Raw genomic sequence first — 16,675 nt, 5'->3', positions numbered from 1 at the left:
TTGCCACCTTCATGGATGAAAGGCATTTCACAATTGGTAATGGAGAGCCCCAGGACGTGTGCGGCGGTGTTCAGTTCGAGTTGGATGGCCAGACCATCAAAACCTTTTTCCCAAATCCCAAAGCCCGTTTGCCGGTATTGAGTCGGCAGGGCCAGCAGATTCTGGTTCCCTGGGGACGCCGTGAGGGTCAGCCTGGTCACACACCACAAGGAGGTTGGGCAAGACTGGAATCCATTAAAAAGGGTATTTGGAATCGGTTTAGCCCCAAACCCGTCAAAATAAGTGTCGATGCCTTTATGGAAAAAGATGAAGCAGGCGAAAGTCATTGGTTTCTCCTGGAAAACCAACAGTTTATACAAGGGCTGATCGCTACTGATGGCCCTTTTACCCGGCTTTATGTCGTAACAGAAGAGAACGAACAAAGTTGCCACAAGAGTCACCGTTGGCCCAGAGTAATGGATGCACCGGAACCCCTCAGAACCGCATCAGGGGGACTTTTTTAGCAGCAGCTCGCACCACCCTCCTTTCTTGTCTCGATTATTGGCATCAGTTCAGCTCATCACTGCGTTATACACTGTAGTGCAATGATTATCTCGGTAAATCATACTTTTCAGCAGACAAACATTGATAGACACTCTACCTCAGTTAAAGCAAATACCTTAATCAAACGACGACACAAACCATGACAGCTTATAAAAAAACTCGCCGACTTTTTGCCCTGCCCTTTATGCTGGTCAGCGCCTTGTTTCTAACAGCCTGTTCAACGCAGCAAAAAATTGATACTGAAGAACAACCCTTCAGCGGCTATCTGGAAAACTATGAAAGACTGACTGCTTTTGATGACGATACTGCCATGCGCTGGGTCAGTGGTGATCTGAAAAAGTATAAAAAGGTCTATGTTGAACCCGTTAATCTGTTCCCGAATTACAATGCAACCAATGATGCCCAGCGGGAAGTAGCTACTAAAGTCGCTGACTACCTGAACAATGGTTTCAGAGAAGGTCTGAAGCAGCGTGGGATGCTGGCAGAAAAGCCGGGACCGGGCGTCCTGGTCATTCAGCCTGCCATTACCGGCATTGTGTCAGAAATGCAGGACCTCAGACCCAGACAATTCGTTCTCCCCGTCGCCGTTGCCAGAACACTGATCAAAACAGCCACCGACCGACTGGATTACATAGTAGCCCTCTATTTGGAAGTACAACTTAGAGACGGCGAAACGGGCAAGCTCGAGGGTGAAGTGCTGCGTAAAGGAATCAATAAGCAATCGGATAATGATGAAGTCACCAAGGAAGATGTCAAAGCGGTTCTGGATGACTGGTTGGAATTCTACAACCGTGGTCTGGACAAGCTAACCAACAAAGAGCAGTAAAACCCACCAACATGGCTGCCTGTCAGAAACATCAGGCAGCCAGCCCTTAACGACTCAGGACACCGAGGTGTGCAGCCCACACTCCCGGTTACCAATCACTTTGGTAGGGTCGTAATAATCTTCTTCAATAGGAAGGTCGTTCATGACCAGATACTCTTCAACATCCAGCTCTGACCAGTTCAACAGAGGGGCCACCCGGTAATAACCATCTTTGGTTTCACTGACGACCTCTAGCCCCTGACGAAAAGCGGTCTGGTCTTTCCTGATGGCCGTTAACCAATAGTCCGGAGAGAAACTCTGCATGGCCCGTCCAAAAGGCTCCAGTTTGACCTGACGGGTAAATTCGTCATGAGCAGGCGTATCCACCTCCGGCACACCGCCCATAATGGCATCGCGGTAAGCACGACTGTACTCTGGATGATAAATCTGAATGTTCAACTCCAGCTTCTGGATTAAACCCCGGGCGAAGCGGTACGTAGCATGCGTCCCGTAGCCTGAATCAATCCAGATAACCGGCAAATCAGGTTGAATTCGGGTAGCCATATGCAGAATGGCAGCCTCATGGGGACCAAAGTTGGTGGTAACCAGCGGCTTAACGGCCTTTTGCAGAGCCCAGCGGATTATCTCTAGTGGCGAGCGCTCGGCAAGCTCACGGTTTATGGTCTCCAGATCCATTGACTTCCCCCGAAATGTTTCTTCTTTAACACTTACGTCTTGATTCAGTCGAACTATAGGTGATGAAGTTCCCGGGAAGCAATGCATCGTCTAGAACATATCTTTCTTTGCAAATAGTGAGTTGGACTAATGCCCCAGGTCAGAATTAAGAGAATTGCAAAAGAATGATAAAAATCAGATCTTCCGTACCACATGAAGACCATGCCTGACAGGTAAGAGAACATTATCCAGATCCTCTCTGGAAGACAGATAACGGTTAAGCTCTGCAATCACCTCGTCCCGCTCATCCTGAGGATTCAAAACACCACCTTTCCAGAGGGCATCGTCAATGACAATAAGCCCCCCCTGCTTGAGCATGGGGAGTATAAGCTCCAGGTATTCAAAGTACTTTTTCTTGTCGGCATCAATGAAAACAAAGTCGAGCTCGCCCTCAATGCTAGGGATGGTTTCCAACGCTTTGCCAAACAGTACTTTCAACTTATGAGAATGAAGTGATCGATCAAAGAACTCCTCTGCAATAGCAATGGCTCGCGGGTTGGTCTCACAACAATAAATTTCCCCATCCTCTGGCAGTGCTTCTGCCATGGATAAAGCCGCGTAGCCGGTGAACATGCCAATTTCCAACACTCTTTTGCTATTGCTCAGGGCCACCAGCAGTTTCAAGGTTTGTCCCACCATTCTTCCTGACATGTTTCCCGGGTAGCGGGTCCGGTCCTCCGTCGCCTGGGCCAGCTCTTTCAGAAGTGACGATTCACCGCCGGTAATGTCATGGCAATATTGTTCAATATCGGGATTTACAATGACCGTCATGGCCCTTCCTTCACTGCATTAACGGGCTGATTCTATCAGCAGCCTGCTGAGTAAAAAATGCCTTTTAACCATGCCCGGTTGATAAACTCATGGTAGGATTTGAAGTAGCTTCCCGAACCCTCTGAACAAGTCAGACAGGAACAAGGGGCTCAATCAAAAAAATAAAAAAAATCCATCACTCACCCAACCCCTCCAAGGCAGTAGACTGTGACAGAAAAACCCATTATAGAAATAGAATATTGTAGCCAGTGTCAGTGGCTGCTTCGCTCTGCCTGGCTAGCTCAGGAACTGCTCAGTACGTTCAGTACTGACCTCGGGGAGGTGAGACTGAAGCCCGGAACAGGTGGTATCTTTATCATCACCCTGAACGGTGAACAGATCTGGGAGAGAAAACAGGACGGCGGCTTTCCTCAGCCCAAGCAGATCAAACAGAAAGTTCGTGACCTGATAGATCCGGAACGGAATCTCGGCCACAACGACCGTTGATTTATGTTACTCCGATCAAAGTGAGGCTCTGACGATCAACCAGAGCCTTTTTCAAATATTTACGACATTTAAATCCAGTCTGACGCCGGCTTTTTGCGGAATCGGATCATTGGCAGGAACAGCCCCAGCAGAATCCCTATGATTATCGTACCACCCCCATAGAGGTACCAACGCATAGTGCTGCTGCGAATCAGCTGGTTATTTTCAGCCTCAACCACCTCAATCCGGTTTTTCAGCTGCAAATTTTCTTCCATCAATTGTTTGTTCCGTCGATCCAGTGCCTGAGGGTCGGCGGTGGCTTCTCTCAGGGCAATAAACTGAGAGGTTTTGTCATCCAGCAATCCTGTAGTTTCCTGAAGAGAACCTTTTACACTTTTCAGCTCATTCTCAGTGGCAGATAGCTCAGACTTCAGAGCCGTATTTTCTTTGCTCAGCCGCGAAACGTTTGCCAGCACTTTTGGCAAACGCTCTCTGGCAGGCTGCTCGGCCACCAGGTACTGACGGGGGATATAACCTTCTGATCCATCGGCCATTCTGACCTTGCTGAAACCTTCTCCGGCGTCAGCTTCGAGAACAGTCATTTTCAGCCCTGTTTTCAGGCCCCGGTGCAAAATCCGGTATTGATTACCAGGCCCTGACCGCATTGGCACATAAACGACATCCGTAACATAACGTGTTTCAGCCTGTACTGGTTCAGCCTGAACCATTGAACCCAGCATTACTAAACCGGTGAGTGATAAAAACAGTTTGGGTAAGGTTTGTTTCACGTTTTCTCTCTTAACCAGGCTGCCCTGTTATCAGAATTATTCGAACAGGGCAGCATCCTGCAAAACTTAATTATAAAAATGACAGACTTCCGGAAGGAAAATCAGGGCAGTACTCGCTTGAATGGCTTCACACTTACAGAATGATAAACACCGGCGGCCACGTAGGGATCATCATCAGCCCAGGATTGTGCGGCTTCGAGGCTGTCAAATTCAGCAATAACAATACTGCCACTGAATCCGGCTTCGCCCGGATCGTTACTGTCGATAGCAGGACAGGGGCCTGCCAGGATCAGACGCCCCTGAGACTTCAATACCTCAAGCCTTTCCAGGTGAGCAGGTCTGGCTGTCTTGCGCAGAGACAGACTATTGTCAACATCTTCACTGATGACTGCGTAAAGCATTTATTTTTCCTCAGCCTGTATATGTCTCGAGATGACCAGAAACTGCAAGACAACAAAGACAAAAGTAAGAATCAGGCTACCGAACACCTTAAAGTCAACCCAGAACTCGTGGAAGGTGAAAGCCACATAAAGGTTAGCGGCACCCAGCAGTGCAAAGAATACAACCCAGCTCAGATTCATACGAATCCAGATCTCATCCGGCAGGCTGATGGCATGCTCCATCATTCTCTGAACCAGGCTTTTCTGGCCAACAAACTGACTGCCCAGAAAGGCGGCAGCAAAGATCCAGTTTACAATCGGCGCTTTCCATTTCAGGAAGTTTTCGTCCTGAAAGGCCAGGGTCATGCCACCGAATAAAACCACGGCCATAAGCGTAATCACCTGGCTCTTTTCAAGGGTTTTGTTCTTGATAAAGCTGCCACCATAAACAATGACAGAGGCAATGATCAGGAAGAAAGTGCCACTGATAGCACCTCCGACCTCAAGGGAATATCCGGCTACATCCACCATTCTGGGGTCCATCTTGTAGACCGTAAAAAAGATAATAAGTGGAATAAAATCAATCAGTTGCTTCATATTAAACCAGTCGGGTTACCTTGTGATTTACTTCGATATTTCGCTCAGGGTTTCTCACTAACCAAGTTCAGAGCTCGTTAAATCATCCTGTAGTTTACTATGGAACGGCTGCATTGCCATGTCTGGTCGACTCCACCCTGCCAACTTTTTAAAAGCCTTTACAGTTCCATTGGTGGTAGAGTGTACAGACAGTTACTACTTATTTGTATCGCAATGACCCTGAATGTCGACCTCCATTGTCACACCACCGCATCCGATGGTTCCATGGGACCACTGGAAGTTTATGAACGAGCACGTGATAAAGGTGTCGATATACTGGCTATTACGGACCATGATTCGGTGGCTGCACACCAGTTTCTCTCCAATAAAACACTCTCTGGCCCCAGGCTGATCACCGGGACGGAATTATCAACCACCTGGTCTGCCATGGAAATCCATATTGTCGGCCTTAACTTTTCCCTGTCGAACCCGGATCTTGAACGAATCATCCATCACCAGTGCTCCGCCAGAAAGCAACGATCTCTGATGATCGCCAGCCGTCTGATGAAACAACTGAAACTGAAGATCAGCGCTGACACTTTGATGAATGAAGTCATTGATCTGGCATTGAACCGGCAGAAACAATCGCCTGACGGCTTTGTTTTATCCAGAGAAAATATCCAGACAGGCCGACCTCATTTCGCCCAATGGCTGATTGAAAAAGGCTACGTCAAAGAGATGCAAGCAGCTTTTGACAGGCATCTGTCGCACCAGAAAATAGGCAACTTGAAGGCCTTCTGGCCTCCCATGGGTCAGGCCGTAGCCTGGATCAGAGCCCTGAATGGTACGGCTGTGTTAGCTCACCCCGGAAAATACAAAATGACCCGCACCAAGCTCAGAGCTCTGGTCAAAGACTTCAAACTGGCTGGCGGCCATGCCCTGGAAGTCAGTGGCTGCCAACAACCTCCCGGACAGCGGGAAGCACTGGCAAGCCTTTGCCAGGACTTTGAACTCAGAGCCTCAAGAGCCAGTGACTTTCATACCCCCGCCAAACCTTGGGTAGAACTGGGCAGAGCGCCAGAACTTCCCAAGGGTGCTCTGCCCGTCTGGGAGAACTGGTAGATAATTTACTAATGCCTGAGTGCCAGAAAACACTGATTCTCACGCTCCCTTGCTCAATTAACCATCCCTCCATAGTTCGGTAACTTTTGCTAAGTGACCGGAACTTCTGGTCACCACATGGCGACTATCGTTGCTAAAGCTGGCCGATAAGATCTTTTCAGAATGGGAAACGGTGGCTTTTCGTTGCCATGATCCGTCAGCCTTCCGACCAATGATTTGAGCTCTGCGATCAAAACTGGCAGTCAGCAAATGATCGCCATCGGCATTGAAGGTGGCTGATCTGATCGAATTATTATGATGAATGGTCGTTTCTTTCCACCATGATCCATCGGTCCTCTTACCAGTGATTTGCACCTTGTCATCTCTACCAACGGTCGCCACACGGCTACTATCTGGGCTAAAGACGGCTGAGATAACACTTTTTTCGTGGGAAATGATCGCTTTTATTTTCCATGTTCCATCGTCTTCCCGGCCATAGATTCTTGCCTTATGATCATCACCAGCTGTCACCAGATAGCGGCCATCCGGGCTTAAGCTGGCAGAGTTGACAGAGTTATCATGGACAATGACGATTTCTGTTTTCCATGATTTATCCGCCTGCAGACCATGGATTTTCACCGTATTATCGTTACCGACACTGACCACATGGCGTCCATCAGTACTAAAGGTGGCTGAACTGATCGAATCATTATGGTTAATGAACATTTTTGGCTCCCATGATCCATCGTCCGCTCGCCCATAGATTTTTGCCGTATGATCCTCACCAACGGTCAGTACATGGCAACTGTCGGGACTGAAGGTGGCTGAGTTGACAACATCGTCATGAGCAATGATGGCTTCTTCTACCCATGATTTGTCATCCTTCTGGCCATAGATTCTCGCAGTATGATCCATACTGGCGGTGACTAGATGGCAGCCATTGGGGCTGAAGCTGGCCGAGTTGACACCATCACCATGGGTAATGACGAATTCTTCTACCCATAATTCATCATCCTTCTGGCCATAGATTTTCGCCGTATGATCCATGCTGGCAGTTAATACATAGCTGCCATCAGGGCTGAAGCTGGCTGAGTTGACAACATCATCATGAACAATGATGGCTTCTTGCGCCCATGATTGGTCGGCCTTCACACCGTGGATTTTCGCCGTTCCATCGTCACTGGCGGTGATCATATGGCGGCCATCAGGGCCAAGGCTGGCTGAGTTGATCCAGGATTTGTGAGCAACACTGGATACTGTCACTGGAAGCATTGTTTTTCCTAAAACATTGACAGCCTCTGATACACTTGTTTCCTGGCTGTTATACCTGCAAAGCTGGATATAATGAATTAAGGTTTCATAACTTACTTCTGCTTTAAGTGTTTCCTTTATACTCCGATCGTAAATCGCCCTATTTGCAACAGCTAAAGAATTGCAATCACCAAACTCATTCAACAGTTTTTCAAATTCGTTCAGCTTTTCGCCCAGGCCATTAAATTCTTCCGGGCACGAAGGGCAGTTTTCAACCCGACCGTCTGCCAGACTGGTTTTCAGCCACTCATTAAAGCACCTCAGGTGAAAAAGATGATCACAGGGGGTTTGCAATAACCTCGACCATTTAATGGGATCAGTACAAATTGAGCACTCCCTATCATTAACTTTCACACGTTCCACATTAAATGCATTATCGCGAAAGGCACTGACATCCATGTAAATATCTTGTTTTTTTTCGGGTACTATTGTGGTAGATCTTCCTGCACTGACACAAGAAGACCCTCCTTTCATTCGAGTTCGCTTAGGTTCTGGTAAGAGTGAACCTGCAATACTGTTACTGTTTCTTGTTACATCCATGTTTTATTTCTCCAAAGTCACTAACTACTATCGATTGTCAAAAGAATCAACATTTCACCATGTGACTTAGAACCTGCATAGTAATAAAAGTTCAAATTTTCTTAACTGCAATTAACATTTTTTTAACTCATTCACACATTCCACAGGCTACTGCAAAAGTAAAACATCGGAAAAGTCAGTCTGCCGTCAGAACTTGGCCCTGGTAGCCGAGTGCTCCATTTTCGGGGAAAATCCATATATTTGAGTGACTAAGGGCTGAATAATCTTTATTGGCCTGCCGGGCAACGCTTCATTAGTGGCCGGAGCTCGTCGAACCCGTATCGATACTGAACAAGGTCAGCCATCCCCTGGACAGTAGCGGGTACACGACCGAAGACTATCTTTTGCAACCGCTGGAGGGCAGGTGGTTGTGCGGATGAACGGTTCGGTGTTTTTCGGTAAGCTAGCGCCTGGTTATAATGCAATAGGTTAACCATGAGCACACCGTCAACGCCCCTTAAAAAAACGGCCAACTATTATTATGGGCTGGGTATTTTTGTTGCTTTTTTCCTGGCCGTGATACAGATTGTTTCGGCACTCAATGAAGACACGTGCAGGCCATCTGTTTCAGAATACCCCAACGCGCAACTCAATTTCATGGCGCTGGTCAAGAATTACCGGAACCTGTATGTCCGTGTGAGTTCTATCCCTGGGTTATGTGGCACTCTCGGAAACACACTACGGCAAAATTGAACTACCAAGGTTTAGGAATGTCTAATTTCTGTATTTAAAAAGGAGTCTTCCTATGATTCATGGAATGATAGATTCAGCGAGCGTTCAGAATAAGCCTAAGATTAGTATTTCTCCTACTTTAAAAGAAGCTTCAGCTTTTATGGGCTTCAAGGTTAAAGTGATATGTAATTGCTCAGACCTCCCATATTTACCAATGTATTTTTCTTCTCTAAAAGAAATTACTCCCATTGACCCAATAGAAGAGATGAAAGAAGAATTCGAAAAACTTTCTAACAAAAGGCTTTCTGATAGGGCATGCAATTTGGTCATTATTGAGTTATTAGATTCTCAAACATCTAATCTTATAGCTTTTATATCTATGCAAGATAACAAAAAATCTTTGTTTGTGAAAATGCTGGCTACTCAGGATGAATATAAAGGTCGTGGAGCTGGTCAATTTCTTATGCGCTGCGCCATTGATGTTGCAATTAAAAGAAATATTACAACTGTTAAACTTAACCCTGAGGGCAGTGCGAGACAGTTTTATATCAAAAAAATTGGAATGATTGAAACTAATAATTCTGAATTAGAGTATTCTCATCCAAGATATAACGATATCAAAACACACTTCAGCCCAGTACTCTCAAAATTCAAGCTTATACAAACCGAGGAAAAAGGCTATTTTCATGTTTCTTCTTTTTAATCCCACAAAAGCCACATATGTCGGTACTTATGAAAAAGTAAGAAAGAGTAACATATGTGTTATGAACTATTTCTAATATTTTCTGCCATAATAATTAGTTCAGGAAGAGGTTACCTAGCATGGATGCTCAATATTTTACTAATACTTTATCAACCAGGCAATATCCCTCAGAAAACGAAGAAATCTCAAAGCTGACTTCTGAGAAGTTAAAACTAAAAGAGGTAGAGACACCCACTTGTTTCAACCCAAGAGTTATTAATGTTTTAGAAGATTGCAATATTTAATATCAACTCCGCCATAGCTAGCTACTGATTGAACCCTCAACTGATGAAGACCATTTATTCACTGAATTTAAAATCACATCTGATAGAGAAATTAAAAAAATAATCCCTCTTCACTGTTTACTGCCCTTCAAATATTCAGGAAGCAATAGAATGACCCCCACTCTATTGAAAAGCCACCGGCTTGATGAAAACATTATTGACGGTGTCATTGTCGACTCTTTACCCATTGCCCGCTTGTCAGTATCAGCAAATGAATACGAACACACTTGTATGCATGTAGCCATGTTTCAAACTGCATTGACATCACTTTCAAAGCCCGGGCAACCAAGATTTTTAACGACAACATGTGTTAATGATTGTCATACTGAAGTCTTCTGGGATCAAAAAACGCAAACGGCCATAATGACTCATTTTTTGCAAAACGATATGTGCAAGCCCTCTTTTGACTTCATGCTTGCGAAAATAACCCAGTACGCACCCGTTAAAGATAGACAGACATTTATTGTTGGTGGCATTGTTGAACGGATGAGAGACACTGGCAATTTTTTGATTTTGCTGAAAAATATCTTGCTGAAAAAAGCATTCCTGTTAAACAAACTTTTCCGGGCAATAAAAAAAGACATACCAATTTAATATTTGATAGCAAGGAAGGCGTTATTTACGAGTTGCAACTATTAAACAAAGGGCGTCACCAGTTTCGCATCACTGACCGCAGAAAAGATTCTGCATACTCTTTTAAAAACACCGATTTTGATAAAAAGCTCATTAATACTGAAAGTACTTATTACTACTCTTCTGAAAACAAAAATCATTTTATACCCATAAATCTATACTTTTCTTCCTCATAACCCTTGCGCAGCTTACTGAGGATCGTGAAACCTTATCACTAAACCAAAGCCCTTAGTATCGTCCCGAATTGAACGCAAACGTTGCACCGGCTTGCTTCGGTGGTATGATGCGCACTCCAATTTTACTGCAAGAGAATGGCAACCTGTCGACATCCCTTTGAACACAGTATCCAAAAGACGGTTCAATAGGTGCAGGTTCCATGTATACAACAGCCATGAGTCAGTTTTTCCAGATCCACCCCGAGACGCCACAGCTTCGTCTGATTCGCCAGGCCGCAGAAATTCTGAGGGCTGGAGGGGTGATTGCCTACCCTACTGACTCAGCCTATGCCCTGGGCTGCCTGATCGGTGACAAGAAAGCGGTTGAGCGCATTCGCCAGATTCGTCGATTGGACGAAAAGCATAACTTCACACTGGTGTGCAGAGATCTCTCTGAACTGGCCACCTACGCTCAGGTCGACAATGTTCAATACCGTCTACTGAAACACCATACACCCGGCCCTTACACTTTCATTCTCAAAGGCACCCGTGAAGTGCCTCGCCGCCTGATGCATCCCAAGAGAAAAACCCTGGGTTTACGAGTACCAGAGTGCAGTATTGTAAGCGCCCTGCTCAATGAACTGGACGCGCCCTTAATGAGCAGTACTCTGCAGTTGCCAGGTGACAATGAACCCATGCTGGACCCATACGACATTCGTGAAACACTTGAAAACCAGCTGGACCTGGTCATTGATGGAGGTTATCGAGGTATGGAACCAACCACCGTGATCAGTTTGCTGGCAGAAACGCCTGAAGTCCTACGCAAAGGTAAAGGCAATCCGGAACCGTTTCTCAACTGAATCCGATCCAATGCACTAATCTGTTGCTAGCAGCCTGTCGGACTTAAGACTGTCCTACGCGGCAACTGCTCCTGCGTTGCTCTAGCTCCTGCATCCATGCAGTCGTGCGGCGGCAGCAAATTGGTCTAAAAATCCCTGTTTCTTCGTCAAATAGCTCGCTATTCTCCTCAGAAACAGAGATTTTTATCCTCAATTTCTTGCAATCCTCGCTACGGACGCTTAAGTCCGACAGGCTGCTAGAGAAATCCGACTTCATGACAGATTTTTTTTACTGTGAAACATTTTTCATCTTCGGGGGCGACAAAAATTTGTTTCAGTCACCATGGCTGATTTATTCACTGCTGGCAAAAACACGCTTTTACCGTCGTGCAAACTGTCGTACCCTGTTCACTCAGGATTCTAACGGGAGAGCCTCTTGAGCGCTGTAGACTCACAGTCGCGTGTTCTATCTGGCATGCGACCTACTGGCCGATTACATCTTGGCCATTATCATGGGGTATTAAAAAACTGGCTTCGGCTGCAACATGAGTATGAATGTTTTTTCTTCGTAGCTGACTGGCACGCGCTGACCACTCACTATGAAGAGCCGGAAAAACTCGAAGATTCAGTCTGGGACATGGTCATTGACTGGCTGGCGACTGGCATCAATCCCGGTTCGGCCACCCTGTTCATACAATCCAGAGTTCCGGAGCATGCAGAACTGAATCTGCTGCTCTCCATGATTACCCCGCTCTCTTGGCTGGAAAGAGTGCCCAGCTACAAGGATCAGCAGGAAAAACTGAAGGAAAGGGATCTCTCTACCTTCGGCTTTCTTGGCTATCCACTCCTGCAAAGCGCCGATATCCTTGCCTACCGTGCAGGTCTGGTTCCTGTCGGTGCTGACCAGGAAGCCCACGTGGAGATTACCCGGGAAATCGCCAGACGCTTTAACCACCTTTATGGTCGGGAGCCCGGCTTTGAGGATAATGCCGAGGCCGCTATCGGCAAAATGGGCAGAAAAACTGCCAACCTCTACCGCAAGCTCCGTCGCGCCTACCTTGAACACGGGGATGACGAAGCTCTTGCCACGGCCAAGGCGCTGCTCAAAGAACAGAGCAATATCACCCTGGGCGACCAGGAAAGACTTTTTGGCTATCTGGAAGGGACAGGTAAGGTTATCTTGCCGGAACCTCAGGCTTTGCTGACTGAACAGCCCCGCATGCCGGGTCTGGATGGTCAGAAAATGTCCAAGTCCTGCGGCAATACCATCGGCCTCAGGGAAGACCAAGACAGTATTGCGTCAAAACTGAAAAAGATGCCTACAGACCCGGCTCGCATTCGCAGGAATGATCCGGGCGAGCCGGAAAAATGTCCGGTCTGGCAACTGCATCAGGTCTATTCAGATCAACAACGCAGAGACTGGGTTCAGGAAGGCTGTCGCTCAGCAGGTATCGGCTGCCTTGACTGCAAAAAGCCCCTGATCGAAGCGGTACAGGCTGAACTGGAGCCCATTCGTTCAGAAGCCAGGGAACTGGAAAACAATCCCGATGTCGTAAAAAGTATCATCGCCGAAGGGACCGAAAAGACCCGGGACGAAGCCCAGGACACCCTCAGGGAGGTTCGGGAAGCCATAGGACTGGACTATCGTTGAACACTGTGTTTCAGTGAAGTATCAGCTATTACAAACTACAGGTCAGGTTCTTCGAGCCTGATCATCATAAAAAGCAGTTTTACCGTTTGTCGGTCAAACTGCTTTTTTTCAGTTAGAGGATTCGAAACAGGGTGAAGCATCAATGACCTCCACGGAAACCGTGGCTGAGCCCGGAGAACAACCCCCTGAAGAGCTGACAACGCCAGCTCAATCGGACTCTGAGCCTGAACTCATTGAACACCAGATACGGGTTATGGGTCAGCCCATGGCCAAGTTGCCTGACGACCTTTACATCCCACCGGATGCCCTGCAAGTTTTTCTGGAAGCCTTTGAAGGGCCTCTTGACCTGCTGCTCTACCTGATCAAGCGCAACAACATGGACATCCTGAACATTCAGGTGGCAGTCATTACAGAGCAATACATGCAGTATGTAGAATTGATGGAATCAGGACAATTTGAGCTGGCAGCTGAATACCTTGTCATGGCCGCGACACTGGCCGAAATCAAATCACGAATGCTGCTGCCCCGGGTCTCTGAGGACGAAGACGAGGAAGAAGATCCTCGTGCCGAGCTGATTCGTCGACTGCAGGAATATGAGCGCTTCAAGAAAGCCGCAGAAGATATTGATCAAATGCCAAGAATGACCCGGGATCTGCATGAAGCCAGTGCGGCCCCACCCGACCTGGAAAAGGAACGCCCCCACCCGACAGTGGATCTCAAAGAGATCATGCTGGCCATGGGAGAAATACTCCGCCGCTCAGAAATGTACGTCAGTCACCAGGTTGAACAGGAAGCCCTGTCCACCCGTGAACGGATGAGTGAAGTTCTCTCCATGCTGACCTCTGAGCGTTTCACTCCCTTTGTTGCCCTGTTCCGGCTTGAGGAAGGCAAACTCGGCGTTGTCGTTACTTTTATGGCGGTGATGGAACTCATCAAGGAATCCCTGATCGAACTCATTCAGAATGAACCTTTTGGCCCTATTCACGTAAAGGCTCGGATTGACTGATGGAAACAGAACAACTGCAACGTATCCTGGAAGGAGCCCTGCTGGCCAGCCAGAAACCCCTGACTGAAGAAAAGCTGGCCGCACTGTTCCCCGAAGACCTTTACTCTGAGGAAGAGCGCCCGGATGACAACCAGATTCGTGAGGCTCTGGTAGCTATCTCTGAAGCCTGTGAAGGACGGGGCTTTGAACTCAAAAAAGTGGCATCGGGATACCGCTTCCAGGTCAGACAGGAATTGTCACCCTGGGTTGGCAGACTCTGGGAAGAAAAACCACAGCGCTATACACGAGCACTGCTGGAAACCCTGGCCCTGATCGCCTACCGGCAGCCCATCACCCGGGGGGAAATCGAAGACATTCGCGGGGTGGCCGTCAGCAGCAACATTATACGAACCCTTCAGGACCGCGAATGGGTTCGGGTGGTAGGTCACCGGGATGTCCCGGGGCGTCCGGCCATGTTTGCCACTACCCGCCAATTTCTGGATTATTTTAATCTGGAAAATCTCAATGAACTGCCCCCCCTGTCCGAGATTCGTAATCTGGAAGAAGCAGCCCGGGAACTGGCAGAAGATAACGATCAGAGCAGATCAGCGACAGAGGACTCTGAAGTTCAGGAGGACACTGAGGTGGAAGAGCAATCCTCTGATGAGCTATTTGCCGAACTGGATGAACTGGAAGCTGATCTGCCAGATAACTTTGACGATCTGATCCGTAAAAAGAACATCGATGAACCAGAACCTGAACAACCGTTGGTTGAGCAGGAGGCTGAACAGGACACCCATATATCGGATTCGTCGGTAGGACTTTTCGCTGAAGAGGATCAAGTCGCACACCAGGCGACAAATCCATCCTTTGAAGAAGAGCCTGCTTCCGAAGCAGAAACACCCGTGGAAATATCAAACGAAATAACTAACCCCTGAGCAATGCATGATGACCCGATGGAACAGCCACGGAAATCCACGCTGTCTTAACCTATCCTGAATCGCTATACTTTGGCCCCTTTGATTGAGAAACAGAGCGGCATAGCCGTAAATACCATGACAACTGAAACCACTCCTCCCCAGGGTGAGAAATTGCAAAAAATCCTGGCGGGCGCCGGCCTGGGCTCGCGCCGTGAGATGGAACGCTGGATCAGCGAAGGTCGAATCTCCGTCAACGGAGAACAGGCCAGCCTCGGCGACCGAGCCTCAGCTGAAGACAAGATTGCTGTCGACGGCCGCCCGGTCAAACTGGAAACCTATGCTTCCGGAATCCGTCGTGTCATCGCCTACAACAAGCCGGAAGGCGAGATTTGCAGCCGCCACGACCCGGAAGGCCGCCCGACCGTTTTTGACAAACTGCCCAGACTTCAGGGCGAACGCTGGATTGCCATTGGCCGTCTGGATATCAATACTTCCGGACTGATGCTGTTCACCACCGATGGTGAGTTGGCCAGTCGCTTGATGCACCCTTCTTACCAGGTTGAACGTGAATACGCTGTTCGAGTGATGGGTAATACAACAGAGCAGAAAGTTAAAAACCTCTTCGATGGCGTCGAGCTGGAAGATGGCCCTGCCCGTTTCACCGATATTGTTGACTCAGGCGGTTCGGGTATCAACCGCTGGTTTCATGTCTGCCTTCTGGAAGGCCGTAACCGTGAAGTGCGCAGACTCTGGGAATCACAGGATTTGACAGTAAGCCGCTTGAAACGAGTTCGTTTTGCCAATGTCATCATTCCTGACCACCTGCGCATGGGTCAATGGGAAGAAGTAGAAAAAACTGACATCGACGAACTGGCGGCTGCCGTTCAGCTATCACCCGCACCCAACACACCAACTCGCAGAGTCGATCCGAGACACACCAAAACCGGCCTGAAAACCAGAGGCACCCGTGGTAAACCTGCTATCAACAAGAAGCGGCCCTCGCCTCACAAAAAGCCTGGTGCTTTCAAAAAGAACAGGCATCGCTGATGTTATCTGAGCTCCAGCCATCGAGTTGGAGTTCTTGGTGATACCCTGAATATGCTTTAATGAGTTTCCATGCTGGCCCTGACCGGGTTCTCACTGGACAGATTAACTGTACTTATATACAGTTATATCTAAACCACACCTGACAGGAGAGGCCCATGTCTATTACCCCCATGTGGCGAGTTGACCGGGACGGAAGCATGTTTACAGATAAAAAAGCCGCTGAAGAATACGATCGCATGTTGGAACTGGCCGGGAATATCACCAGCCTGCTGGAAGATCACTTTGAAATTGATGAGCAACTGGCAGAAGAGATCGGCCTGATGTTCGCCAAAAACAAGGAAGCCTTCGCCAAAGCCTTTAAAGGCAAACCGGACCTGGTGCTCGAGATAGGCCAGACTGCTGAGCAAGACAATGACCCAAATGAGGATCAGACTTCGGCCTGAGCTGGCCTGCCAATATCCGATAACCAAGAGCGGAAAGCCCTGATCCGCTCTGCCACAAACCCTTTTTTATCCCCTCCCATTTAGAACGAATCAGGAATAAAGAGCATGGGTAAAAACAATCATCCATTTCCCTCTGACTCACTTCAGATTCAGCTTTAAAATAGCTCTTTGTGAAAAAAAGTCTTTCTTTCATTCCTGATAGAGAAACCCTTTTTTTTACCAAAAACAGCGGTTCTAAAGGTCATTTTTC

18 protein-coding genes are annotated in these 16,675 nt (G+C 47.6%); 12 read left to right on the top strand and 6 right to left on the bottom strand.

The features are described 5' to 3' along the window. Window positions 1-11 precede the first annotated feature (11 nt). Together ACO6V5_RS03445 and ACO6V5_RS03440 are read left to right on the top strand one after the other, a co-directional pair. Window positions 12-503 (top strand): hypothetical protein, encoded by a 492-nt coding sequence (locus ACO6V5_RS03445; protein WP_422138364.1) that lies wholly within the window; start codon window positions 12-14, stop codon window positions 501-503. A 179-nt stretch (window positions 504-682) separates the two neighbouring features. Next, a complete protein-coding gene (locus tag ACO6V5_RS03440; protein WP_422134319.1) occupies window positions 683-1,369 on the top strand; it encodes a DUF3313 domain-containing protein in 687 nt (228 codons plus the stop codon). Between the two features lie 54 nt (window positions 1,370-1,423). Here ACO6V5_RS03440 and ACO6V5_RS03435 read toward each other — a convergent pair whose 3' ends face one another. Continuing rightward, entirely contained in the window at window positions 1,424-2,044 is a 621-nt protein-coding gene (locus ACO6V5_RS03435; protein ID WP_422410308.1) for a phosphoadenosine phosphosulfate reductase family protein, read from the bottom strand. A gap of 174 nt (window positions 2,045-2,218) precedes the next feature. Continuing rightward, complete coding sequence (locus tag ACO6V5_RS03430; protein ID WP_422134321.1) at window positions 2,219-2,854, bottom strand: O-methyltransferase; 636 nt, start codon at window positions 2,852-2,854, stop codon at window positions 2,219-2,221. 207 nt (window positions 2,855-3,061) lie between these two features. Between ACO6V5_RS03430 and ACO6V5_RS03425 the strand changes: the two genes are divergently transcribed. Beyond that, a complete protein-coding gene (locus ACO6V5_RS03425) occupies window positions 3,062-3,340 on the top strand; it encodes a SelT/SelW/SelH family protein (RefSeq protein WP_422134322.1) in 279 nt (92 codons plus the stop codon). A 68-nt stretch (window positions 3,341-3,408) separates the two neighbouring features. Here the strand turns inward: ACO6V5_RS03425 and ACO6V5_RS03420 are convergent, their stop codons facing one another. From ACO6V5_RS03420 to ispZ, 3 genes are all read right to left on the bottom strand, one after another. Then, window positions 3,409-4,107, bottom strand: a complete 699-nt coding sequence (locus ACO6V5_RS03420; protein WP_422410305.1) for a TIGR04211 family SH3 domain-containing protein — start codon at window positions 4,105-4,107, stop codon at window positions 3,409-3,411. A 101-nt stretch (window positions 4,108-4,208) separates the two neighbouring features. Beyond that, the gene (locus ACO6V5_RS03415) at window positions 4,209-4,508 is read right to left on the bottom strand and encodes a YciI family protein (protein WP_422134324.1); all 300 of its coding nucleotides are present in this window, start codon (window positions 4,506-4,508) and stop codon (window positions 4,209-4,211) included. Continuing rightward, the gene (gene ispZ, locus ACO6V5_RS03410; protein WP_422134325.1) at window positions 4,509-5,084 is read right to left on the bottom strand and encodes a septation protein IspZ; all 576 of its coding nucleotides are present in this window, start codon (window positions 5,082-5,084) and stop codon (window positions 4,509-4,511) included. It lies immediately after the preceding gene. A 180-nt stretch (window positions 5,085-5,264) separates the two neighbouring features. Here ispZ and ACO6V5_RS03405 point away from each other — a divergent pair, with 180 nt between their 5' ends. Next, the gene (locus ACO6V5_RS03405; RefSeq protein WP_422134326.1) at window positions 5,265-6,185 is read left to right on the top strand and encodes a PHP domain-containing protein; all 921 of its coding nucleotides are present in this window, start codon (window positions 5,265-5,267) and stop codon (window positions 6,183-6,185) included. 57 nt (window positions 6,186-6,242) lie between these two features. Here the strand turns inward: ACO6V5_RS03405 and ACO6V5_RS03400 are convergent, their stop codons facing one another. After that, a complete protein-coding gene (locus ACO6V5_RS03400) occupies window positions 6,243-8,015 on the bottom strand; it encodes an RING finger domain-containing protein (protein ID WP_422410302.1) in 1,773 nt (590 codons plus the stop codon). 784 nt (window positions 8,016-8,799) lie between these two features. On the opposite strand from ACO6V5_RS03400, the gene ACO6V5_RS03395 reads away from it, so the two are divergent. From ACO6V5_RS03395 to ACO6V5_RS03360, 8 genes are all read left to right on the top strand, one after another. Further along, window positions 8,800-9,429, top strand: a complete 630-nt coding sequence (locus ACO6V5_RS03395) for a GNAT family N-acetyltransferase (RefSeq protein WP_422134328.1) — start codon at window positions 8,800-8,802, stop codon at window positions 9,427-9,429. Window positions 9,430-9,863: 434 nt separating this feature from the next. Further along, window positions 9,864-10,346, top strand: a complete 483-nt coding sequence (locus ACO6V5_RS03390) for a hypothetical protein (RefSeq protein ID WP_422410300.1) — start codon at window positions 9,864-9,866, stop codon at window positions 10,344-10,346. Window positions 10,347-10,776: 430 nt separating this feature from the next. Beyond that, window positions 10,777-11,400: an L-threonylcarbamoyladenylate synthase gene (locus ACO6V5_RS03385; RefSeq protein WP_422137123.1), complete on the top strand. Its 624-nt coding sequence runs from the start codon at window positions 10,777-10,779 to the stop codon at window positions 11,398-11,400. A 415-nt stretch (window positions 11,401-11,815) separates the two neighbouring features. After that, window positions 11,816-13,030 carry a tryptophan--tRNA ligase gene (locus ACO6V5_RS03380; RefSeq protein WP_422134330.1) on the top strand — a complete coding sequence of 405 codons (1,215 nt, stop codon included), beginning with the start codon at window positions 11,816-11,818 and terminating at the stop codon, window positions 13,028-13,030. A 142-nt stretch (window positions 13,031-13,172) separates the two neighbouring features. After that, window positions 13,173-14,036, top strand: coding sequence for a segregation and condensation protein A (locus ACO6V5_RS03375; RefSeq protein WP_422134331.1), 864 nt, complete (start codon window positions 13,173-13,175; stop codon window positions 14,034-14,036). After that, a complete protein-coding gene (gene scpB / locus ACO6V5_RS03370) occupies window positions 14,036-14,953 on the top strand; it encodes an SMC-Scp complex subunit ScpB (protein WP_422138368.1) in 918 nt (305 codons plus the stop codon). The genes ACO6V5_RS03375 and scpB overlap by 1 nt, the downstream gene beginning before the upstream one ends. A 117-nt stretch (window positions 14,954-15,070) precedes the next feature. Beyond that, entirely contained in the window at window positions 15,071-15,982 is a 912-nt protein-coding gene (rluB, locus tag ACO6V5_RS03365) for a 23S rRNA pseudouridine(2605) synthase RluB (RefSeq protein ID WP_422138369.1), read from the top strand. Between the two features lie 155 nt (window positions 15,983-16,137). Beyond that, window positions 16,138-16,425, top strand: coding sequence for a YebG family protein (locus tag ACO6V5_RS03360; protein WP_422134334.1), 288 nt, complete (start codon window positions 16,138-16,140; stop codon window positions 16,423-16,425). Window positions 16,426-16,675 lie beyond the last annotated feature (250 nt).

The organism is Endozoicomonas sp. ALD068 (assembly GCF_049310145.1).
Lineage (GTDB): Bacteria > Pseudomonadota > Gammaproteobacteria > Pseudomonadales > Endozoicomonadaceae > Endozoicomonas_A.
This window is presented reverse-complemented; position numbering and strand designations above follow the sequence as displayed.